Origin of the sequence: Hyphomonas jannaschiana VP2, assembly GCF_000685215.1 — a bacterium.
Taxonomy (GTDB): Bacteria; Pseudomonadota; Alphaproteobacteria; order Caulobacterales; family Hyphomonadaceae; genus Hyphomonas; species Hyphomonas jannaschiana.
In genome coordinates, this window is record NZ_ARYJ01000005.1 from 147776 (window position 1) to 165889 (window position 18114).

21 protein-coding genes are annotated in these 18114 nt (G+C 62.8%); 13 read left to right on the top strand and 8 right to left on the bottom strand.

Annotated elements, in window-relative coordinates; genetic code table 11:
• Positions 1-75 precede the first annotated feature (75 nt).
• The 3 genes from HJA_RS18010 to HJA_RS09260 all read right to left on the bottom strand — a co-directional run bounded on the left by HJA_RS18010 (position 76) and on the right by HJA_RS09260 (position 3625).
• Positions 76-666 carry a GNAT family N-acetyltransferase gene (locus HJA_RS18010; RefSeq protein WP_051597545.1) on the bottom strand — a complete coding sequence of 197 codons (591 nt, stop codon included), beginning with the start codon at positions 664-666 and terminating at the stop codon, positions 76-78.
• A 99-nt stretch (positions 667-765) separates the two neighbouring features.
• Entirely contained in the window at positions 766-2868 is a 2103-nt protein-coding gene (locus tag HJA_RS09255) for a prolyl oligopeptidase family serine peptidase (protein WP_241764332.1), read from the bottom strand.
• 160 nt (positions 2869-3028) lie between these two features.
• Positions 3029-3625, bottom strand: coding sequence for a hypothetical protein (locus HJA_RS09260; RefSeq protein WP_035581308.1), 597 nt, complete (start codon positions 3623-3625; stop codon positions 3029-3031).
• Between the two features lie 142 nt (positions 3626-3767).
• Here HJA_RS09260 and HJA_RS09265 point away from each other — a divergent pair, with 142 nt between their 5' ends.
• The 3 genes from HJA_RS09265 to HJA_RS09275 all read left to right on the top strand — a co-directional run bounded on the left by HJA_RS09265 (position 3768) and on the right by HJA_RS09275 (position 6131).
• Positions 3768-4907, top strand: coding sequence for an AGE family epimerase/isomerase (locus HJA_RS09265; RefSeq protein ID WP_035581311.1), 1140 nt, complete (start codon positions 3768-3770; stop codon positions 4905-4907).
• A gap of 70 nt (positions 4908-4977) precedes the next feature.
• Entirely contained in the window at positions 4978-5691 is a 714-nt protein-coding gene (gpmA, locus tag HJA_RS09270; RefSeq protein ID WP_035581313.1) for a 2,3-diphosphoglycerate-dependent phosphoglycerate mutase, read from the top strand.
• Positions 5688-6131, top strand: a complete 444-nt coding sequence (locus HJA_RS09275; protein WP_035581316.1) for a bifunctional diaminohydroxyphosphoribosylaminopyrimidine deaminase/5-amino-6-(5-phosphoribosylamino)uracil reductase RibD — start codon at positions 5688-5690, stop codon at positions 6129-6131. The genes gpmA and HJA_RS09275 overlap by 4 nt, the downstream gene beginning before the upstream one ends.
• Before the next feature lie 26 nt (positions 6132-6157).
• Here the strand turns inward: HJA_RS09275 and HJA_RS09280 are convergent, their stop codons facing one another.
• Positions 6158-7207 carry a glycosyltransferase gene (locus HJA_RS09280; RefSeq protein ID WP_035581319.1) on the bottom strand — a complete coding sequence of 350 codons (1050 nt, stop codon included), beginning with the start codon at positions 7205-7207 and terminating at the stop codon, positions 6158-6160.
• Positions 7208-7339: 132 nt separating this feature from the next.
• Between HJA_RS09280 and HJA_RS09285 the strand changes: the two genes are divergently transcribed.
• Positions 7340-8365 carry a glutathione S-transferase family protein gene (locus HJA_RS09285; RefSeq protein WP_051597547.1) on the top strand — a complete coding sequence of 342 codons (1026 nt, stop codon included), beginning with the start codon at positions 7340-7342 and terminating at the stop codon, positions 8363-8365.
• Positions 8366-8436: 71 nt separating this feature from the next.
• Here HJA_RS09285 and HJA_RS09290 read toward each other — a convergent pair whose 3' ends face one another.
• Positions 8437-8913, bottom strand: coding sequence for an Hsp20 family protein (locus tag HJA_RS09290; RefSeq protein WP_035581320.1), 477 nt, complete (start codon positions 8911-8913; stop codon positions 8437-8439).
• 198 nt (positions 8914-9111) lie between these two features.
• On the opposite strand from HJA_RS09290, the gene HJA_RS09295 reads away from it, so the two are divergent.
• The 5 genes from HJA_RS09295 to HJA_RS09315 all read left to right on the top strand — a co-directional run bounded on the left by HJA_RS09295 (position 9112) and on the right by HJA_RS09315 (position 12302).
• On the top strand, positions 9112-10023 hold the full coding sequence (locus tag HJA_RS09295; protein ID WP_241764333.1) for a class I SAM-dependent methyltransferase: 912 nt from the start codon (positions 9112-9114) through the stop codon (positions 10021-10023).
• Between the two features lie 64 nt (positions 10024-10087).
• Positions 10088-10702, top strand: a complete 615-nt coding sequence (locus HJA_RS09300) for a TIGR02466 family protein (protein ID WP_035581325.1) — start codon at positions 10088-10090, stop codon at positions 10700-10702.
• Between the two features lie 14 nt (positions 10703-10716).
• Complete coding sequence (locus HJA_RS09305) at positions 10717-11019, top strand: putative quinol monooxygenase (protein ID WP_035581327.1); 303 nt, start codon at positions 10717-10719, stop codon at positions 11017-11019.
• 97 nt (positions 11020-11116) lie between these two features.
• Positions 11117-11647 carry an inorganic diphosphatase gene (gene ppa / locus HJA_RS09310; protein ID WP_035581329.1) on the top strand — a complete coding sequence of 177 codons (531 nt, stop codon included), beginning with the start codon at positions 11117-11119 and terminating at the stop codon, positions 11645-11647.
• A gap of 25 nt (positions 11648-11672) precedes the next feature.
• On the top strand, positions 11673-12302 hold the full coding sequence (locus HJA_RS09315; protein WP_035581332.1) for a LysE family translocator: 630 nt from the start codon (positions 11673-11675) through the stop codon (positions 12300-12302).
• Here the strand turns inward: HJA_RS09315 and HJA_RS09320 are convergent.
• Positions 12299-12922 (bottom strand): carbonic anhydrase, encoded by a 624-nt coding sequence (locus tag HJA_RS09320; RefSeq protein ID WP_035581342.1) that lies wholly within the window; start codon positions 12920-12922, stop codon positions 12299-12301. The genes HJA_RS09315 and HJA_RS09320 overlap by 4 nt on opposite strands.
• A gap of 159 nt (positions 12923-13081) precedes the next feature.
• Between HJA_RS09320 and HJA_RS09325 the strand changes: the two genes are divergently transcribed.
• Both HJA_RS09325 and HJA_RS09330 read left to right on the top strand, forming a co-directional pair.
• Positions 13082-13681, top strand: coding sequence for a TetR/AcrR family transcriptional regulator (locus HJA_RS09325; RefSeq protein WP_035581343.1), 600 nt, complete (start codon positions 13082-13084; stop codon positions 13679-13681).
• A gap of 88 nt (positions 13682-13769) precedes the next feature.
• Positions 13770-14822, top strand: coding sequence for an acyltransferase family protein (locus HJA_RS09330; RefSeq protein WP_051597548.1), 1053 nt, complete (start codon positions 13770-13772; stop codon positions 14820-14822).
• A 10-nt stretch (positions 14823-14832) separates the two neighbouring features.
• On the opposite strand, the gene rcdA is transcribed toward HJA_RS09330, so the two are convergent.
• Both rcdA and HJA_RS09340 read right to left on the bottom strand, forming a co-directional pair.
• Positions 14833-15381 carry a protease adaptor protein RcdA gene (gene rcdA, locus HJA_RS09335; protein ID WP_035581349.1) on the bottom strand — a complete coding sequence of 183 codons (549 nt, stop codon included), beginning with the start codon at positions 15379-15381 and terminating at the stop codon, positions 14833-14835.
• Between the two features lie 62 nt (positions 15382-15443).
• Positions 15444-15632: a DUF1192 domain-containing protein gene (locus tag HJA_RS09340; RefSeq protein ID WP_206741704.1), complete on the bottom strand. Its 189-nt coding sequence runs from the start codon at positions 15630-15632 to the stop codon at positions 15444-15446.
• Positions 15633-15685: 53 nt separating this feature from the next.
• Between HJA_RS09340 and HJA_RS09345 the strand changes: the two genes are divergently transcribed.
• On the top strand, positions 15686-16690 hold the full coding sequence (locus HJA_RS09345; RefSeq protein ID WP_241764334.1) for an NAD(P)H-quinone oxidoreductase: 1005 nt from the start codon (positions 15686-15688) through the stop codon (positions 16688-16690).
• Between the two features lie 162 nt (positions 16691-16852).
• On the top strand, positions 16853-17524 hold the full coding sequence (locus HJA_RS09350) for a DUF1013 domain-containing protein (RefSeq protein ID WP_035581356.1): 672 nt from the start codon (positions 16853-16855) through the stop codon (positions 17522-17524).
• Positions 17525-18114: the final 590 nt, after the last annotated feature.

The following is an 18114-nucleotide window of genomic DNA, read 5'->3' on the forward strand; positions in this document are numbered from 1 at the left end:
ACGGTCAAGGCGCGCTTCTGGATTTGCGCGGATTTGGCGGGGCTAAAGCACGGGAAATGCCGGCCCGTCAAGCATTTAAGCCTGTTGCAGTTCCCGCACACGGTCGCGCAGCAGGGCGATCGACGCCACCGCCTCATCCCCGACCAGCGACAGGATGGCCATATCGGCCCAGGTGCCATTGGCCATGCGGAAATAACTGCGCAGCGTGCCTTCGCGCTTTGCGCCGAACCGCTCGATCGACCGGATGGAGCGCTCATTGCTCTCCGGCGTCAGGATCTCGATCCGCCGCATCCGCGAGGCGACCGCCCGCTCGATCGTGGCAAGCTGAACGGCCGGGACAATCGCCGTGCCCCGCATCTCCTCAACAATCCAGAGCGAGGCAATCCGCAGCCGCCGGTGGGTGCGGGAAATGTCCGCATAGGCCACCACCCCGGCAAAAGCGCCGTCCGACTTTCGCCAGATCGTGAAAGGAATGTAGTCGCCGGACTTCTTCAGCTCGAGCGTATGGTCGAAATAGGAGTGGAAATTCGTGCCGGTCGCGATGACCGGCATCCACTGCCACATGGCCTCAACCGCGCTGGTTCCTGCCAGAATGTCCCGGTCGTCTTCCGTCAGCACTTTCAGGCTGACGAGCTCGTTCTCAAGACCCGGATCTTCCAGTTTCATGCCCGGACAGTCTCATGCCCCGCAATTTTGGCAAGGCATTGAGATAGAAAAACCGGGCATCTCATCGAAATTTGATGACAGCGCGCCTCCCTTCCGGATTCACTCCGCCCCCGCAGGCCCGGCCAGCTTGCGGCTGAGATAGGTGAATTCCAGCGCCGTGCGTTTCGCCCGTTCCGTCTGGTTCGCCGCTGCGGCATGCCCGCCATCGATGTTCTCGTAATAGAGGAATGGCAGGCCGGCCGCCTCGAACTTCTTCGCCATCTTGCGGGCATGGCCCGGATGGACCCGGTCGTCCTTGGTGGAGGTCACGAAGAACGGCTCCGGATAGGGCTTTGCTGCGTCGAAATTCTGATAGGGCGAGATGGTTTCCAAGAAAGCCCGCTCTTCCGGCACGTCAGGCGAACCATATTCATCGACCCAGGACGCCCCGGCCAGCAGGAGGTGATAGCGCAACATGTCGAGCAGCGGCACCTGCACGACGACCGCATTCCAGAGGTCCGGCCGCTGGTTCAGCATGACACCCATCAGCAAGCCGCCATTGGAGCCGCCCATGATGCCGAGATGGTCCGGACTGGTCACGCCATCGTCAATCAGAGCTTCGCCCACGGCAATGAAGTCGTCATAGATACGCTGGCGGTTTTGTTTCAGGCCCGCCTGGTGCCAGGCCGGGCCAAATTCCCCGCCGCCACGGATATTGGCCAGCACATAGGCGCCGCCCTGTTCCAGCCAGAGCCGGCCGGTGACCGGGCTGTAGGACGGGTTCATCGACACCTGGAACCCGCCATAGCCGTAGAGCAGCGTCGGCGTTGTGCCATCCATCGGGATGTCTGCCTTGCTGACCAGGAAGTAAGGCACCTTGGTTCCGTCTTTCGAGACCGCGAATTTCTGGACGACTTTCAGGCCGCTGGCATCGAACTTCGCCGGCAGGCTTTTCAGCGTGGTCACCGTGTCCGCCGCCGCATCATATTCCAGCAGGGAATCCGGGGTGAGGAAGTCTTCGTAATTGAGGAAGATCTCGCTTTCGCGGTCGCTGGCAAAGGCGATGTTCGCCTGGCCTTCGCCCGGCAGAGCAACCGGCACGATCTCCCATTCCCCGTCCGCCATACCAGCGCGATAGATCTTTCCGACCGCCGTATCGCTGATGCTGAGCAGCAGCGTGTCTTTCGAAATGCTCACCCCTTCCAGCGCCTGCGCATCGGTCGGATGGAAGACCAGTGAGACCGGCGGCAGTTTGCGGGTCTCCATGAAGGCTGCCACATCGAAAGCGACGAGGTCGCCCGATTTGAAGCTGTCTGCCTGGCCTTCCGGCGCCCAGTCTTCCTGAAGTGAGACAAGGAACTGGCCCTGATAGATCCCTGCCGGAGATGATTTCAGCGGGATCGGCCATTTGACCGGTGCCGCCTCCCCGTCCGGGAACCACCAATAGGAGGAAGTGAAGAAGGTCTCCGCTTCGACCGCGCCCTGAAGCACGGTGCCGTCGTCCAGTTCCAGCGTCATCGGCCAGACGCCGACATCGGTGACATCGCCGCGATAGATCTCTTCTGCGCTTTCCAGCGGCGTGCCGCGCGCCCAGCGCTTCACGACAAAGGGATAGCCGGACTCGGTGACCGTGCCCTCCCCCCAATTGGTTGCGATCAGGACGGTATCCGGACCGGCCCAGGCGAGGCCCTGCTTGGCTTCCGGCGTGACAAACCCGTCTTCCACGAAGGTTTTGGTGGCGAGGTCAAACTCACGCTGGATCACGGCATCCTTGCCGCCATCGGACAGCGAAACCATGCATTTATAGGCGTCAGAGCCTTTCGGTGCGAAACAATTGGCGCCCTTGTAGACCCAGTTCTTGCCCTCGTCGGCAGCCAGCTTGTCGAAATCGACCACGGTTTCCCAGTCCGGCGCGTCGCCGCGATAGTCTGCAACAGGCGTCCGGCGCCACAGGCCGCGCACATGCGTATCGTCCTGCCAGAAATTGTAGACATAGCCTGACCGCACCACGCCATAAGCGATGCGCTCTTTCGAGTTCAGTGCGTCCAGCGCAGCCGCCTCAAACCCGGCATAGCGCGGGTCGGCCTGCAATTCGGCCAGCGTCCGGTCATTCTGCGCCCGCACCCAGGCGAGCGCGTCCTCGCCTTCGACCTCTTCCAGCCAGAGATACGGGTCTTCGCCCGGGAGGGTGTCAGCGGGCTTGGAAAGGTCTGTGTCTGCCAATTCGGTCTCCGGAATCTGTGTTGCCGTGCACGCCGATAGCATCAGCGCACTCATAAGAGTGGAAAAGAAACGCATAAGTCATCCTGCTGGGAGGTCGCTGGTGAAGCGCCAGTCTTAACGGCCGGTCCTGACGGTGCAAGCCGGTGACACGGTCGCAGACTCAGTCTTCGGCCCAGCGCCGGAGGCGTTCGAATTTCACCTCTTCCACGATCAGGGCGCGGGTTTTTTCCGGCACGACCGGGCGGATGCCGAAATAATCGACCCCCTGATCGCCTTCCATCAGAGGCACATCATAGGTGAAGCTGAAATCCTGAAACCCGCGCTCGAGATCGAAGACGTGCCAGCCCGAATCGCCGACGCGGCCGGCGGAATAATTGGTTTGCATCTGCAGCGCGCCGGAGACGTCGGCCGGCCGGGCGCGAACCGTGCACCGGACCGTGTAGCCGGCGAACTGGACTTCCATATCCGCCGCCAGCCTGAAATGCGGCCCGAGTTCCGGTGCAGCATCCAGCACGCCGGCATCCGCTTCGATATAGAGCTGTTTGCGCCCATCCGGGCCATCAATCAGACGGGTGACCGCGTCGCCCCCGGCAATGATCTTGTTGAGATAATCGCCGGACACGGTGATTTCGCTATAATTGACGCCATCCCCGGTAACCGCGCCAGTCGGTAACCGGCCAATGCCTGGCATGAGCGCAATCCCGACCATTCCGGCAGCCACCAGCAAAGCGAGAGGGAAGAAAATCCTGTCCTTCATCGGGGCCTTTCTCTCCCAGTGCTGTTCCGGTTGCGCCAGTGGGTGGACGCCGCTGGCCAATCAGGCCCGCTCCTGTTAGCAGGAGCGCGTCGGGTCTGGCGAGCGGCATTTGCCGACGCATCTGCTACGGGGTTTGCACCATATGTCAAAGTCCGCCTTGAAGCGCCGGGCGCGCGAAGCCCGCAACTGGCTGATGGAATCCTGCTTTCCGCTCTGGTCAGAACGAGGCGTGGGCGAACACGGCCTGTTCCGCGAGATCCTGTCCCTCGACCATCAGCCCGCCGATCACGCCACCACCCGGGTCCGGGTCCAGGCGCGGCAGACCTATGTCTTCACCGAAGCCCTGAAAATGGGCTGGAAACCTGACACAGCAGCTGATCATGTCGCGATGGGGCTTGAGGCTCTGATGGGCCCCTGCCTTCAGTCTGACGGCCTTGCCGGACGTGTTCTGGACAGCGCCGGCGGGGGGCTTACCGACAATTCGGCAGATCTCTACGACACTGCCTTTGTCCTGTTTGCCCTGGCCGAAACGGTGAACGCCCTCGATGGCGCGGAACATGCCAGAGAGGCAGCGGACGGCATCCTGAAAGCGGTCGACGCGAAGCTTCGGGCCCCGGATGGCGGCTATTTCGAATCCCTGCCGGCAGACCAGAAGCGCCACCAGAACCCGCACATGCACCTGCTGGAAGCCTGCCTTGCCCTGCACCGGGCCGATCCGGACGGCGGCCACCTCGCCCGCGCAGGCGAGATTGTCAGCCTATTCGACCGGTTTTTCACCGCCGGCCCCGGAGACCTGCTGGGAGAGCATTTCGCCCCCGGCTGGACCCAGCCAACTGGCCGCGACGCCGACATTGTGGAACCCGGCCACCAGTTCGAATGGGTCTGGCTGTTGCACGCCTATGCCCGGGCCAGCGGCACGCCCGTCCACCCGCGCGCCGACAGGCTCTACGCGTTTGCCTGCTCGACGCTGGATGAAGACGGCCGGGCCCTGCAGGAAGTCACCCGCGAAGGCGCCATTGCCAATGGCTCGCGCCGAACCTGGCCACAGACCGAAGCGCTGAAAGCCCATATTGCCATGTTTGAAGCGACGGACGAGGACGCTTTCGCCGCCGCTGCCTGCCGCAGCTTCGATGTGCTGATGGACGAATACCTGACGCCGGAAGGCGGCTGGATCGACCAGTACGACTCGACCGGCAAACCCATGTCCCAGAACATGCCCGCCTCGACCGGCTATCATGTCGTATTGGCCATGGCCGAGCTGATGCGGATCATGGATGCTTGAATCTGCGCCGTTTTAAGCCGAAAAGGCCGCCAGAAAGACCGTCAGGAACACAAAAGGACCTCTCACCGCGATGCCGAAGCTAGCTCTCGTCCGCCACGGACAATCCGCCTGGAACCTCGAAAACCGCTTCACCGGCTGGTGGGATGCAGACCTGACCGAAAAAGGCGAAGCCGAAGCGAAGAAGGCCGGCCAGCTGCTGAAGGGCGTCGATGCGGATTTCCGCGCCGCTTTCACCAGCTATCAGACCCGCGCCATCCGCACGCTGTGGCTGGCGCTGACGGAAATGGGCCGCGCCTGGATGCCGGTTGAGAAAGCCTGGCAGCTGAACGAGCGCCACTATGGCGGCCTGACCGGACTCGACAAGGCAGAGACCGCCGCCAAGCATGGCGACGATCAGGTCCATGTCTGGCGCCGTTCCTATGACGTGCCGCCGCCGCCGCTGGAAAAGGGCTCCACCTGGGACCTCTCCACCGATCCGCGTTACAAGGGCATCGACATTCCGGATACGGAAAGCCTGAAACTGACGCTCGACCGCGTGCTGCCCTATTGGGATACCGAAATCGCGCCAGTGCTGAAATCCGGCAAGGATGTTGTTATCGCCGCGCATGGCAATTCGCTGCGCGCGCTGGTGAAACACCTCTTCAATGTGCCGGACGACAAGATCACGTCCGTCGAGATTCCGACCGGCAACCCGCTGCTGATCGATCTCGATGACGACCTGAAACCGGTGGCCGTACGGTATCTCGATGCCGAGCGCGCACAGGCCCTGCCGGACCTGCCATGAGCAAACGGCGCGACCAGCGCATGATGGGGCGGGCGCTTGCGCTCGCCCGTCTCAATCACGGCCTGACCGGCGTGAACCCGTCCGTCGGCTGCGTGATCCTCGATTCCCATGGCCATATTGTCGGCGAAGGCGTGACCGGCCGGGGCGGCCGCCCGCATGCGGAAGAGATCGCGCTGGACGAAGCCGGCGAGGCTGCCCGCGGCGGGACGGCCTATGTCACGCTGGAACCCTGCCGCGAACGCTCGGCCGGCGGTAAGTCCTGTTCCGTCAAGCTGGAAGAGGCCGGCATTGCCCGCGTTGTCTGTTCCGTGCTGGACCCGCACCCGGTCGCCAATGGCGGTATCCTGCGCCTGAGACGTGCTGGCATTCAGGTCGAGGTTGGCACCGGCCGCCACGCTGCCGAAGGGCTCTACCGCGCCTTCTTCGCGAGTGTCGGCTAGCCTGCGCCCGTCCTTCGACTGCGCGATCAGCCCGGGAACGGCCCCGCATAGTCGATGATCTTCTGATAGAAGGCTTTCGAGTCACGCTGGAACGCCGCCTTGTTGAACTGCGCCTCATAGGAAGCGCGTCCACCAGCGACGATCTTCGCGGCGAATGCCTTGTCCGAGATCACCTTGCTGAGTGCATTCGCCAGCGCGTCGACATCATTCTTCGGAATCAGAACGCCGTTCTCGCCATCCTTCACATAGGCAGCCGGGCCGACAGCATCTGCCGCAACCAATGGGCGCGAGGCCGCCCAGGCATCCACCGTCACCGTGCCGAACGGCTCATAGCGTGACGGGAACGCCACGACATCGCAGGCCGCCAGCAGCGCGCCGCGATCATTCCGCCAGCCGAGGAAACGGACGCGGTCATCCAGCTTCAGCCGCTTGCAGTGCGCGCGCAGCTCCGCCTCAAGCGGGCCCTCCCCTGCGATCCAGACATAAAGGCCCGGCACTTTCGCGGTGGCATCCAGAAGCGTGTCGAGGCCTTTCTTTTCATGCAGGCGAGCCAGCGCCAGCGCCACAGGCGCATCTTCCGGCGTGTCGAGGCTTGCCCGGTCCACCGGGTCTGCCCCTTCGAAATCCGCATAAGTGTGGACGATGCCAGACCGGTCGTCGCTGACGCCCTGCTCACGGATATGGCGCAGAAGGTCGATGGTCAGACCGATATGCCATTCGCAGTTCACGAAGCGGGCGAGCTTGTAATAGCCGCCATACCAGCCGATCGAGCGGTTGCGGTATTCCTTCGGCGCGAACTGTCCGGCACGGCCCATCCAGTATTCGATGACATCCGGCTTGAACGCCTTGATCGCATCGCCCAGCACACGGCGGGTCGGGAACGGCCAGGCATTGTTGAAGGCCGCCACATCGACGCCAATCCCGGCCTCGCGGAACTTTTGCACACGAAACTGATTGTCGGGCCGGGTGACCACATGTTGGGTCAGGCCCGCTTCCGCGAGTGCCAGAACCGATTCCAGCATGATGTTTTCCGCGCCGCCCTCTGCGGCACCGGCCATGACGTGCATCACGCGCATGGGCCTCTCCTTCATGTCAGGTCAGAATGTCTGCAACGCGCATACCCATTTACAGGCGTGGCGGCAAACACTGGTTGGCAGTCAGGACTGAAATGCCTAAGCAGGGGCCGAACCGACCCGGGAGCCAGAGACATGTCAGCCTATCGCCTCTTCGGTGCCGAAACCTCGCCCTACTCGCTGAAAGTCCGTGCGTTCCTGCGCTACAAGGGCATTGCGTTCGAATGGGTCACGCGGTCCCGCGAAACGGAAACCGATTTTCGTGCGCTCGCACGCCATGCGACCGTGCCACTGCTGGTTTCGCCGGATCGTCCGGTGAGCCAGGAATCGACGCGCATGCTCTTCGCGCTCGAATCCTCGCACCCTGAGCCATCGGCCACGCCAGATGATCCGGCCCTGGCAGCGCTGTCGCTCATTCTCGAAGACTATGGCGACGAATGGCTGAACAAATGCATGTTCCAGCAGCGCTGGTCGAACAAACCCGACCGTGATCAGGCCGGCCTGCGCGCACTGGTGCAATTGTCCGGCGGCAAACGCCCGCGCGCTTGGAAGAAGCCTTCCGTGCAGATTGCCGAGCGCATGGCAGACCGCCTGCCGCTGGTGGGCGCCTCTTCCGAAAACGCGCCGGCCCTCGACGCCTCCTGGCGCCGGTTTGCGGACTTGCTGAACACGCACCTGAAGGAGCATCTGTTCATCTTCGGGGGCCGCCCGGCTTTTGCCGATTTCAGCCTGGCCGCCCAGTTCCAGCAGATGCTGCTGGACCCGACCCCGGCGGAATGGCTGAAAGACCGCGCGCCCTTCGTCGTGGCCTGGTGCGAGAACATGGATGGCCCGAAAGCCGGTGGTCCGCTTGCTGACTTGTCCGCGCTGGCGCCGACCCTGGCTCCGCTGTTCGCTGAGGAAGTCGGCAAGACCTATCTGGTCTGGGCCAAGGCGAATGCAGATGCGGCCCGTAAGGGTGCAGACAAAGTCTCAGCCGAACTGGAAAGCGGTCCCTTCGTCCAATCGGCCCAGAAGCACGCCGCCGAGGCCTTCAATGCCGTCGACCGGTTTGTCAGCCGGACACTGAAGGATTCGGCCACGCTGAGCGCCTTCCTGGATGACGCAGACTGCCTGAAGGCGTTCCGGCATACCAAAAAGCCGGCCAGCGCTGACGCCTGACATAGGCTGAAATTGAAAACGGCGCGCTCCTGCCCGGAGCGCGCCGTTCTATTTCCGTCAGATCCTGCCGTTTAGGCGGCGTCGGCGCTCTTCTTGCCGATCAGTTTCGGCTGAGGCGATTCGGATGTTCCGATCTCGATCTTGCGCGGCTTCTTCTCTTCCGGGAGTTCCCGGACAAGGTCGATCCGCAGCACGCCGTGGTCGAGCTGAGCGCCGGTCACGAGAATGTGATCGGCCAGCTGGAAGCGCCGGATGAAACTACGCTGGGCAATGCCGCGATGCAGGTAGTCCTTGCCGCCGGCGTCTTCGGTGTCGGTTTTCTTGCCCGCCACGGTGAGCAGGCCTTCCTTCGTTTCGATCTCCAAATCATCCTGCGTGAAACCGGCAACGGCGATCTCGATGGCGAAGGCGTTTTCGTCGACTCGCTCGATATTATAGGGCGGATAGCCCTGCGAGCCGTCCAGGCGCGCGGCCTGATCGATCATGTTGGCCATACGGTCAAAGCCAACCATGGTGCGGTAAAGGGGGGTCAGATCAATGTTCGACATGTCAGTCAGTCCTCTGTCTCAAAGCAACTGGGAACTCCCTGAACGGGGGGCTCCATTGGGGTTCGGACGTCGCAAACACCCGGCCCGATCGATGGCACCGGCACGAAATCCGGTCACAGCCCGCGTGGCAGCACCGTGACAAGGATACATGTGGGTGCCTAAAAGGGCGGTTCAAGAGGTCTCACCGACGGAGTAACAATGATGAAAACCGCCGTATCCGCTTCTCTTCTTGCCCTGGCTGTGATGGCAGCCTGTGCACCGGCCCCGGCCGACAGCCCCGAAGCCATTGCAGAACTCGACACAGATACCGCCGCGCCCGAAGCGCCGGCCGTCGAAAGCCCGCTGGACGCCGCCATTGCCAGCGAGCTGCGCTCGCCAGAGGAAAAGGCCCGCGACCAGTGGCGCCACCCGAAGGAGACGCTGGAATTTCTGGGCGTCGAACCGGATGACACTGTGGTGGAGATCTGGCCGGGCGGCGGTTGGTACACCAACATCCTGGCGCCGTGGCTCGCTTCCGGCGGCGGCAAGCTGGTCGCCGTCCTGTTCTCGCCCGAAGGCATCGACGATGCCGAGCGTGTTGCCCGGATCGAAACCAATAATGCGAAGTTCAAGTCGAACTATACCGACCCCGCATTCGGCACGATCGACTATTCCGGCTTCTCCGCGAACAGCGGCCCGCTGACAGAGCCCGGCACAGCAGATGCCGTGCTGACCTTCCGCAACATCCACAACTGGATGGCTGGCGGCTACGAACAGAAATTCTTCAACGACGCCTATGCGGCCCTGAAGCCGGGCGGCGTGCTTGGCGTGGTGGAGCATCGCCTGCCTTCCACCGCCGTGCAGGACCCGAAAGCCTCCAGCGGCTATGTCCACGAAGACTATGTGAAAACGCTTGCCGCAAATGCCGGTTTTGAATTTGCGGGTTCATCCGAGATCAACGCCAATCCGGCCGATACGGCAGATCACCCGTTTGGCGTCTGGACGCTGCCGCCCGTCAGCAATCAGCCAAAGGAAGGTGAAGAGGCGCCGGAGGGCTGGGATCCGGAAGTCTACAAGGCGATCGGCGAAAGCGACCGGATGACGCTGAAATTCATCAAGCCGGCTGAATAAACCGTCCCCGGACAAGTCCCCTGCCCCGCCGGCCCTCCGGCGGGGCCATTCTTTGGTGTAGCCAATGGCATTGAAATCCCTGTTCCCCACCCTCGTGAAGGAAGCCGCAATCGGCACCGATTCCCTGCGCGCCGAACTCGAAGCTGTCTGCTGGCTGCTGGAAGACGAAGACACCGCCGGCAATGACTGGTGCGACGAGCAGGGATATGACGGCTACACATCTTATGCCTCGCTGGACGATCTGCCGGAGCGCTTCCCGGAATTTGCCGCGCTGAAGGAACTGCTAGACGATCAGGCCGCCGCGTTCGCAAAGGAACTCCATTGGGACATGGGCGGCTTTCACCTTGAGCTCGATGCGCTCTGGGTGAACATTCTCGGCGAAGGCGGCAGCCATTCGGGGCACATCCATCCGGGAAGCGTGATTTCCGGCACCTATTATGTGGCCGTGCCCGACGGGGCCGGCACGCTGAAGATGGAAGATCCGCGCCTCACCTTCATGATGGGTGCGCCCCAGCCCGAAGACGACGCCCCGGAAGCGGCCCGCCGCTTCGTCTATCTCGAACCGAAAGAAGGCCATGCCCTGTTCTGGGAGTCCTGGCTGCGCCATGAAGTGATGCCCAACCGGTCTGAAGACCCGCGCGTATCGATCAGTTTCAATTATGCGCTGGTGCGCGACTGAAAGGTCCTCCCCTCATGATCATCGTCACCGGCAGTGTCCGCACAAGCCCGGACACCGAGGCAGAGCTGGTCGCCCTCTGCCAGGAACATTGCGCCCGTTCCCGCGCCGAAGAGGGCTGTATCGCCCATAATGTGCACAGAGATTGTGACGATCCGGCCCTTCTGGTTTTCGTGGAGTACTGGCGGGACATGTCCGCCCTGAAAGCGCATTTCGCGCTCAAAGAGAGCCGGGATTTCGTCAAAGCCGCCCGGCGCCTTTCTGCCGGCGGCGCACCCATGCGGATCTTCGAAGCGGCAGAAGTAAAGGCAGAGGCCTAAGACATTAGTCGTCTGCGGCAACGCCGCCCTTGACGTTAAGCCCTCAAAAGGCCATCGCCACGCGAACTCTCACTTCCTCCCTAAGCGAGCGCAGACAATGGACCTTTCAAAGATCAGCGCGGGCCAGAACCCGCCGGATGACCTCAACGTTCTGATCGAAGTGCCCCTCGGCGGCGATCCGATCAAATACGAGATCGACAAGGATTCCGGCGCCATGTTCGTCGACCGCTATCTCTACACCGAGATGCGCTATCCCTGTAATTACGGCTTTGTGCCCCACACGATGAGCCTGGATGGTGACCCGATCGATGTCATGGTCGTCGGCAACCGCCCGCTTGTGCCGGGTTCCGTCGTGCGCGCCCGCCCGGTCGGTGTCCTGATGATGACCGACGACAAAGGCCCGGACGAGAAGATCCTCGCTGTGCCGCATCCGAAGCTGACGGCCTATTACGACAAGATCGCGACCTATCACGACCTGCCGCAGACGCTTTGTGACAAGATCGCCCACTTCTTCACGCACTACAAAGACCTCGAACAGGGCAAATGGACCCGGATCGAGGGCTGGTATGGCATCGAGAAGGCGCGCGAGCTGATCGACGCCGCCGTCAAGCGCGGCGCAGAGAGCTGATCCTCTGACTCTGACGGGGGCCTGAATGGACCTTTCGGTCTGGATTGCCCTGGTTGCCCTGTTCATTGCAGGCGGCCTGACCCCTGGCCCGGCTGTCATGCTGGTGATGAGCACGTCGCTGCGCTATCGGGCGCCGACGGCGCTCCTCCCGGCGCTGGGTGTGGCCGCCGCCAATCTGCTCTGGATCTCGTTGGCCGCCGGCGGCATTGCGGCCTTTGCCGCGCAATTTCCCATTCTGTTGAACGGGCTGAAGATTGCCGGGATCTGCTTTATCGCCTGGCTTGCCTGGTCACTGGCCATGGCGGATCCGTCGAGCCCCCATGCCAGTGCAAAGGACGCCCCGCCGCGGGGCAAGCTGTTTGCCCGTGGTGTGGGGCTGCAATTGCTGAACCCGAATGCGCTCGTGTTTTTCGGCCTTCTGCTGCCGTCCTATTTCGACATGACCCATCCGGTCGTGCCGCAGGCGCTGATCATGATGGTCACGATCACGGTGTGCGAGATGACCGGCCTGACGCTTTATGCCTGGCTGGCCGACGGCATGAACCACCATTTCGAGTCGCCCGCCTTTACCCGCTGGTTCAATCGCGGGGCGGCGCTCGCCATGCTGGCGTCAGCCCTGTTTGCGTCGATTTCGACCTTCACACCGCACACTTAGCGGTCGACGACCTCAAACCGGCCGGTGCTCGCGTTCCGCCAGTGAAGTTCGCCATGCTTGATGGCAAACCAGGCCCCGTGCAGCTCCAGTTCGCCGGCGCTGACGGCCTTTTCCACGAAGGGGAAGCTCAGCAGGTTCTTGAGGGAGGTTTCGATCCCTTCCAGCTCCAGCGAGAATTGCGGATTGATCGAACCGGATTCCAGCACCCGGTCGCGCGCTTCGTCCAGAAGCGAAACCCAGGGAGTCACAAACTCACCGATCAGCGGATTGTCGCCGCCCGCCAGAGAGGCCTGAACACCGCCGCACCCGCCATGGCCCATCACCACGATGTGCTTCACCTTCAGCACATTCACGGCATATTCCAGCGCTGAACTGACGCCGTGCAGCTTTCCGTCTGGCATGTAGGGCGGGACGAGGTTTGCCACGTTGCGCACCACGAAAAGCTGGCCCGGCGCCGCCGCGAAAATGTCGGAGGGCTCGGCGCGGCTGTCGGCGCAGGCGATCAGCATGATGGACGGGCTCTGGCCCTCGCCGAGCTCACGGTAGAGCGCAGCCTGCTCCGCATAAACGCCGCCGCGAAAGCGCCGGTAGCCCTCAATCAGTTCCTCAATCGTCTTCATGGTCCCAATCCTGTGCCTGGCCCGTTTCCGGGACTGTTCCTGCCGGCGCTTCTCTATTGCATAGTGCAGAAGTCGCCAATCTGAATCGGACATTGTTTACCGGTTTGTCCTAGGGTTCCGAAAGAGGCCCCCGCAGCACCGGCCAGGGAGACCAGACCTATGTCGACAGATGCCAGCGTGAAGAAAACTTCCCGCAAGGGCCCTTCGCGCAGCGAGGAGTCCCGTTCCGCCATCCTGGAAGCGACACGGGCCGAGCTCGCCGAGAGCGGCTGGCGAACGTTCAGCGTCGACTCGGTTGCCAAGCGCGCCAGCGCCTCGAAACAGACCATCTATCGCTGGTGGCCCTCCATCGGGGCCATGTGTGTGGATGCCGCCCTGGCTCTCATCCCCGACAGTCCAGACGGCGGACGCGACCCGCAGGAGCGCATCGCCACGCTGATCGTCCCGCTGGAAGCGGCGGCCCGCACCGGCAATGGCCACGCCGTGCTGCGCGGTGCGCTGATGGCGGCCGCCGATGACCAGCATGCCGGCGAAGCCTGGCGCGGCTGGATGAACCGCGACATCCGCCAGCCCATGCGCATGGTGCTCGCCGAACTGGCCGCGAAACGCGTGATCCGGCGGGATTTCGACCTGGATGAAGTCATCGAACAGCTGCTCGGGCCGCTCTGGCACCGCATCTGTGTGATCCGCGGGCCGGTGAAGGAAGGCTACAGCATGCAGCAGGCGCGCTACGCCCTGCGGGTCTATTCCACCATCTGATACCGGGAAAATCCCTCCCCTCCCGGCACGCTGATCGCGTTCTGCACGAATCTTGCAGCGGATCTTCCCAAACTGGGAGGAAAACCGCATGTCCGCCGGACGCATCGCCTGGATCGATCACGCAAAAGGTATCGGCATCATTCTCGTGGTGATGTCTGTCGCAGCGCTTGGCTATGGCGCGCCGGAAGGTGGCGTAAACTGGATGATCGGCCTCGCAGACTGGGCCCGTCCGTTCGTGGTGCCGGCCTTTTTCCTCATTGCAGGCCTGTTCCTGCATCGCGGGCTCTTCGGCTCGGCCCCGGTCTATTTTGACCGCAAGATCCTCCGCCTCGCCTATTTCTTCGCGCTCTGGCTCGCCATCGAAACCGTCATCCTGAACGCCGGTGCATTCTCGCAGGGCCTGCCCGGCCTTGCCCGCCTTTATTTCAATGGCCTGGTCGCGCCGCAAAGCCCGCTCTGGTTCATCCAGCAGCTCTTCCTTTTCTACATCGTCACGCGGGCCATCCGCCGCCAGAAGCCGGCACGGGTTCTGGCCGCTGCGGCCGGGCTGCAGATCCTCGCGGCAGCAGGCCTGTTCCAGTTCGGCTGGTCTGTCCTCGATCATTTCGCGGCGAATTTCGTGTTCTTCTATGCCGGCTATGCGGGCGCATCCCTTGCGTTCGGTTTTGCAAACAAGGCGGTGAACCGCCTGCGTGACCTTGGCTGGACCCTGGTGGTCTGGGCGGGCGTGCACACCGCCTTCGTCGCTATGGGGATCGCGGGCCTGCCAATCGTTTCGCTGATCCTCGGCTTTGCCGGGACGTTCGCGCTGATCAGCGCTGGCGTGCTGCTCGCCCGTATCCCGGCAGCCCATTTCATCGGGGATGCCGGGCGCCAGTCTTTCGCGATCTATCTCGGCTTCTTCATCCCGCTACAGCTGCTGCTGGCCCTGGTGAAAATGAGCGGAATATTCGCAGACACCGGCGCGGCCAGCCTCGCAATCGCCGCCGCCACGCTGATGATCGCCCTCGGCATGCATCGTCTTGCCATGGAAACACCGCTTCGCGCGCTTTATGTCCGCCCCCGGATTTTCAGGCTGAAGCCGTCACAGGCCTCCGGGCGCGGCAGCCTGCTCGTCGCACCGACCCAGCCAGACGCCTGATAACTGGCGCCTAGCGCCCCCGGTTCCACACCATCAGCGGATCGAAGGCGCCGGTTTCCGCAGCCTTCTGGAGCTGTGCAATCTGTTCGGAGACGGGGTTTTCACCGGGCGTCTTCGCCCGTGCCCCATAAAGCGCCTCGTCCAGACGGCAGATCTGCTCGAACAGCGCTTCTGAACGGTCCACCAGTTCCAGGAAGCGCGCCGGCAGGCCCCTGCCCTCCTGCGCCTTCACGTCGAGCGGCGGATCCTCTCTCCGTATGCGGTATTTCTTGGCGGCAGCGTCATCGCGCTTCATCTCACCATCGCGCACGGCCTTCTGCATGACCAGCCAGCTCGCCGCCTGCATCAGGCGCGTCGTCAGCTCCATGCTCCAGGCGGCATAGGTCAGCCCCGGTTCCCGGTCCAGCGTCTTGGCGTGTTCGCGGCCCGGCCCGTCCAGATAGGTGGCCGTTTCCTCCACCAGCGCCATGCCGCGCGTGAAGACGGTATCGAACAGCTTGCCGCCGGTGAACCCGTCCGACATGCTCATGCCTTCGCCCTGCGACTGTTCCGCTGCCATAAATCTGTCCCTGATGCTCTGGACACCAACACCTGCTTTACCATGGCGATGTTTATGTCCGCTTAATCCCCGCCGCCACCAAACAGCGCATCGGCGGCTGCTTTCTGGGCGCGCTTTTTCTCGATTTCCCGTTCACAGGCGGCGATCCCGTCTTTCAGCTGCGCAATGCGCACTTCCAGCTCTTCCACCGACATCTGCTCCAGCGTCTGCGGTGTGTTTACGAGGATCGGCTCTTCATCCGAAATTGCCATCATCGCCTCCCGATCAGTCTGTTGGGGTTCATCAAAGCAGAAACAGGTCTTACATGCGACTCCTCAACACGGGAGTCATGCATATGGGCGAGACGATGAAAGCCGTCGAAATCGAGAAGGACGGGCCGCTGTACCTGGCGGACCTGCCAAAGCCGGAACCCGGCGCAAACGAGGTTCTGGTCAGAACGGCCTTTTCCGGCCTCAACCGGGCTGATCTCGTCCAGCGGGCCGGGGCCTACCCCCCGCCGCCCGGCGCCTCCACCATCCTCGGCCTGGAGATTTCCGGCACGGTCGAAGCCGTCGGCAGCGGCGTGACGCGCTGGAAAGCGGGCGACAAGGTTTGCGGTCTGCTCGCAGGCGGCGGCTATGCCGAATATGTCGCTGTCGATGAAGGCTCCCTCTTCCCGGTGCCGGAAGGCATGGGCCTCGATCAGGCGGCCTGCCTGCCGGAAGCCATGATGACGGTCTGGGCCAATGTGTTCGACCGGGTCGGCCTGAAAGCCGGAGAGAATTTCCTCTGTCATGGCGGCACATCCGGCATCGGCGTGATGGCGATCCAGATGGCAAAAGCAGCGGGTGCCGCGAAAATCTTCGCCACCGCCGGGACGGACGCGAAATGCCAGCTGGCCAGCAGCCTCGGCGCCACCCGCGCGATCAATTACAAGACGGAAGACTTTGTTGAGATCGTGAAGGCCGAGGGCGGCGCAGACGTCACGCTCGACATGGTCGGCGGCGACTACATCCAGAAAAACATCTCGGCGGCCAATCCGGATGGGCGCATCATCAACATCGCCTACCAGAACGGCTTTCAGGCGAACGTCAATTTTGCCCCGGTCCTCATGAAACGCCTGACGCTGGCAGCCACCACGCTGCGCGCCCGGCCGCTGCCGGAGAAAAAGCGTATCCGCGACGCGGTAGAGGCCGATTTCTGGCCGCACGTCACCAGCGGCACGATCATACCGGTTCTGCAGAAAGTCTACCCGGCAGCAGACGCCGAGCAGGCCCATCAGCTGATGGCCTCCGGCACGCATTCCGGCAAAATCCTGCTGTCCTGGTAAAAAAGGCCCAATTTACAGGCCCCTGTGGCTGGTGCCTTTCCAATACAGGGCAGCTGTACTATAGAAACAGGCAAGGTTCAGCACGCGCCTGACCCCGACCGCCCGGCACGACGTGCCGGGCGGCTGCATTTCAGGCGGCGTAAAAACAACAGGGAGAGCCTCATGTCCGAAGTCCTCATGCCGAAGGCCACAGCCGTCTGGCTGCTCGACAATACCAGCCTCACCTTTGCCCAGATCGCGGATTTCTGCGGCCTGCATCATCTTGAAGTCAAAGGCATCGCCGATGGCGACGTCGCCGAGAACATGCGCGGCGTCGACCCGATCGCCGGCGGCATCCTCTCCCGCGAGGAAATCCAGCGCGGCGAAGCCGATGAAGGCTACCGGCTGAAAGTGGCCGAGTCGAAAATCGCCCACATCCCGCAACCGAAGCGCAAGGGCAGCCGCTACACGCCGGTGATCCGCCGCCAGGACAAGCCGGATGCCGTGGCCTGGTTCATCCGCAACCACCCGGAAGTCTCCGATGCGCAGATCTCCAAACTGATCGGCACCACCAAGTCGACCATCAACAATGTGCGAGACAAGAGCCACTGGAACTCGCCGAACATCCGCCCGGTCGACCCGGTAACGCTCGGCCTCTGCACGCAGATCGAGCTCGATGAAGTGATCGCGAAATCGGCTGAGAAGCGCCGCAAGATGGAAGCTGAAAAAGCCCTGCGCACTGAAGGCCCGGGCCTCGCCCCGGCACAGGACGATCCGGACGCCTATGACACGTCCGAAGAAGACGCCGCGAAGAAGGACGTCTCCGCAGACGACGTATTCCGCGACTTCAGCTGATCCGGACACATCCGCTCAAAAACAAAGCCGGCGCTCTTCGGGTGCCGGCTTTTTTAAACCCAATGACGGCGCCGTCTGGGAATATACGCGGGGAGAGGACAAGGCCTCTCCCCCACCCTTCCCGTGTCATCCCGGAATTTGCGCAGCAAATATCCGGGACCCGGTCCTGCTGTGGGCGCACCAGCCACAAGGTCCCGGATAAGTCCTTCGGGCTTTCCGGGATAACACGTCGAGCGGGTTCTCTATCCACCCCACATCCCCGCCCGGCCATCCTGCACGTCTCCCCGGGGCGGGGGCCGGGCCGGTACCGTTCGGTTTGCCTTGAGGAGGATTGGAGAGATTGGTTTGCTGCCGGGGTAACGGCCGGGGGCAAGTCTAGCGATTCCGGTCTCGACGGGGGTGAAGGGAAATACCACCTACCAAGGCCGGTCCCGTTATGGCGGATCCGGTTTGAGGGCTTACCCTCTTGCTGGGCCGGCCGGGCATGCCAGGTGCATCCGGGCATGAAACGGCGGACGTGTCGGCGGATAGCGAAATCTCCAATCGGCGCGGCGGGCGGTAACGCTCCACTCCGTAGCCTTTATTCACAC

Bases quoted from the DNA above. Each gene is read 5' to 3' on its own strand.
- HJA_RS09320 (WP_035581342.1), bottom strand. From the start codon at position 12,922: ATGAAGACGATTGAGGAACTGATTGAGGGCTACCGGCGCTTTCGCGGC.
- HJA_RS09330 (WP_051597548.1), top strand. From the start codon at position 13,770: ATGTCCGCCGGACGCATCGCCTGGATCGATCACGCAAAAGGTATCGGC.
- HJA_RS09325 (WP_035581343.1), top strand. From the start codon at position 13,082: ATGTCGACAGATGCCAGCGTGAAGAAAACTTCCCGCAAGGGCCCTTCG.
- HJA_RS09285 (WP_051597547.1), top strand. From the start codon at position 7,340: ATGTCAGCCTATCGCCTCTTCGGTGCCGAAACCTCGCCCTACTCGCTG.
- HJA_RS09305 (WP_035581327.1), top strand. From the start codon at position 10,717: ATGATCATCGTCACCGGCAGTGTCCGCACAAGCCCGGACACCGAGGCA.
- HJA_RS09260 (WP_035581308.1), bottom strand. From the start codon at position 3,625: ATGAAGGACAGGATTTTCTTCCCTCTCGCTTTGCTGGTGGCTGCCGGA.
- gpmA (WP_035581313.1), top strand. From the start codon at position 4,978: ATGCCGAAGCTAGCTCTCGTCCGCCACGGACAATCCGCCTGGAACCTC.
- HJA_RS18010 (WP_051597545.1), bottom strand. From the start codon at position 666: ATGAAACTGGAAGATCCGGGTCTTGAGAACGAGCTCGTCAGCCTGAAA.
- HJA_RS09300 (WP_035581325.1), top strand. From the start codon at position 10,088: ATGGCATTGAAATCCCTGTTCCCCACCCTCGTGAAGGAAGCCGCAATC.
- ppa (WP_035581329.1), top strand. From the start codon at position 11,117: ATGGACCTTTCAAAGATCAGCGCGGGCCAGAACCCGCCGGATGACCTC.
- HJA_RS09315 (WP_035581332.1), top strand. From the start codon at position 11,673: ATGGACCTTTCGGTCTGGATTGCCCTGGTTGCCCTGTTCATTGCAGGC.
- rcdA (WP_035581349.1), bottom strand. From the start codon at position 15,381: ATGGCAGCGGAACAGTCGCAGGGCGAAGGCATGAGCATGTCGGACGGG.
- HJA_RS09295 (WP_241764333.1), top strand. From the start codon at position 9,112: ATGATGAAAACCGCCGTATCCGCTTCTCTTCTTGCCCTGGCTGTGATG.
- HJA_RS09290 (WP_035581320.1), bottom strand. From the start codon at position 8,913: ATGTCGAACATTGATCTGACCCCCCTTTACCGCACCATGGTTGGCTTT.
- HJA_RS09340 (WP_206741704.1), bottom strand. From the start codon at position 15,632: ATGGCAATTTCGGATGAAGAGCCGATCCTCGTAAACACACCGCAGACG.
- HJA_RS09275 (WP_035581316.1), top strand. From the start codon at position 5,688: ATGAGCAAACGGCGCGACCAGCGCATGATGGGGCGGGCGCTTGCGCTC.
- HJA_RS09350 (WP_035581356.1), top strand. From the start codon at position 16,853: ATGTCCGAAGTCCTCATGCCGAAGGCCACAGCCGTCTGGCTGCTCGAC.
- HJA_RS09345 (WP_241764334.1), top strand. From the start codon at position 15,686: ATGCGACTCCTCAACACGGGAGTCATGCATATGGGCGAGACGATGAAA.
- HJA_RS09280 (WP_035581319.1), bottom strand. From the start codon at position 7,207: ATGCGCGTGATGCACGTCATGGCCGGTGCCGCAGAGGGCGGCGCGGAA.
- HJA_RS09265 (WP_035581311.1), top strand. From the start codon at position 3,768: ATGTCAAAGTCCGCCTTGAAGCGCCGGGCGCGCGAAGCCCGCAACTGG.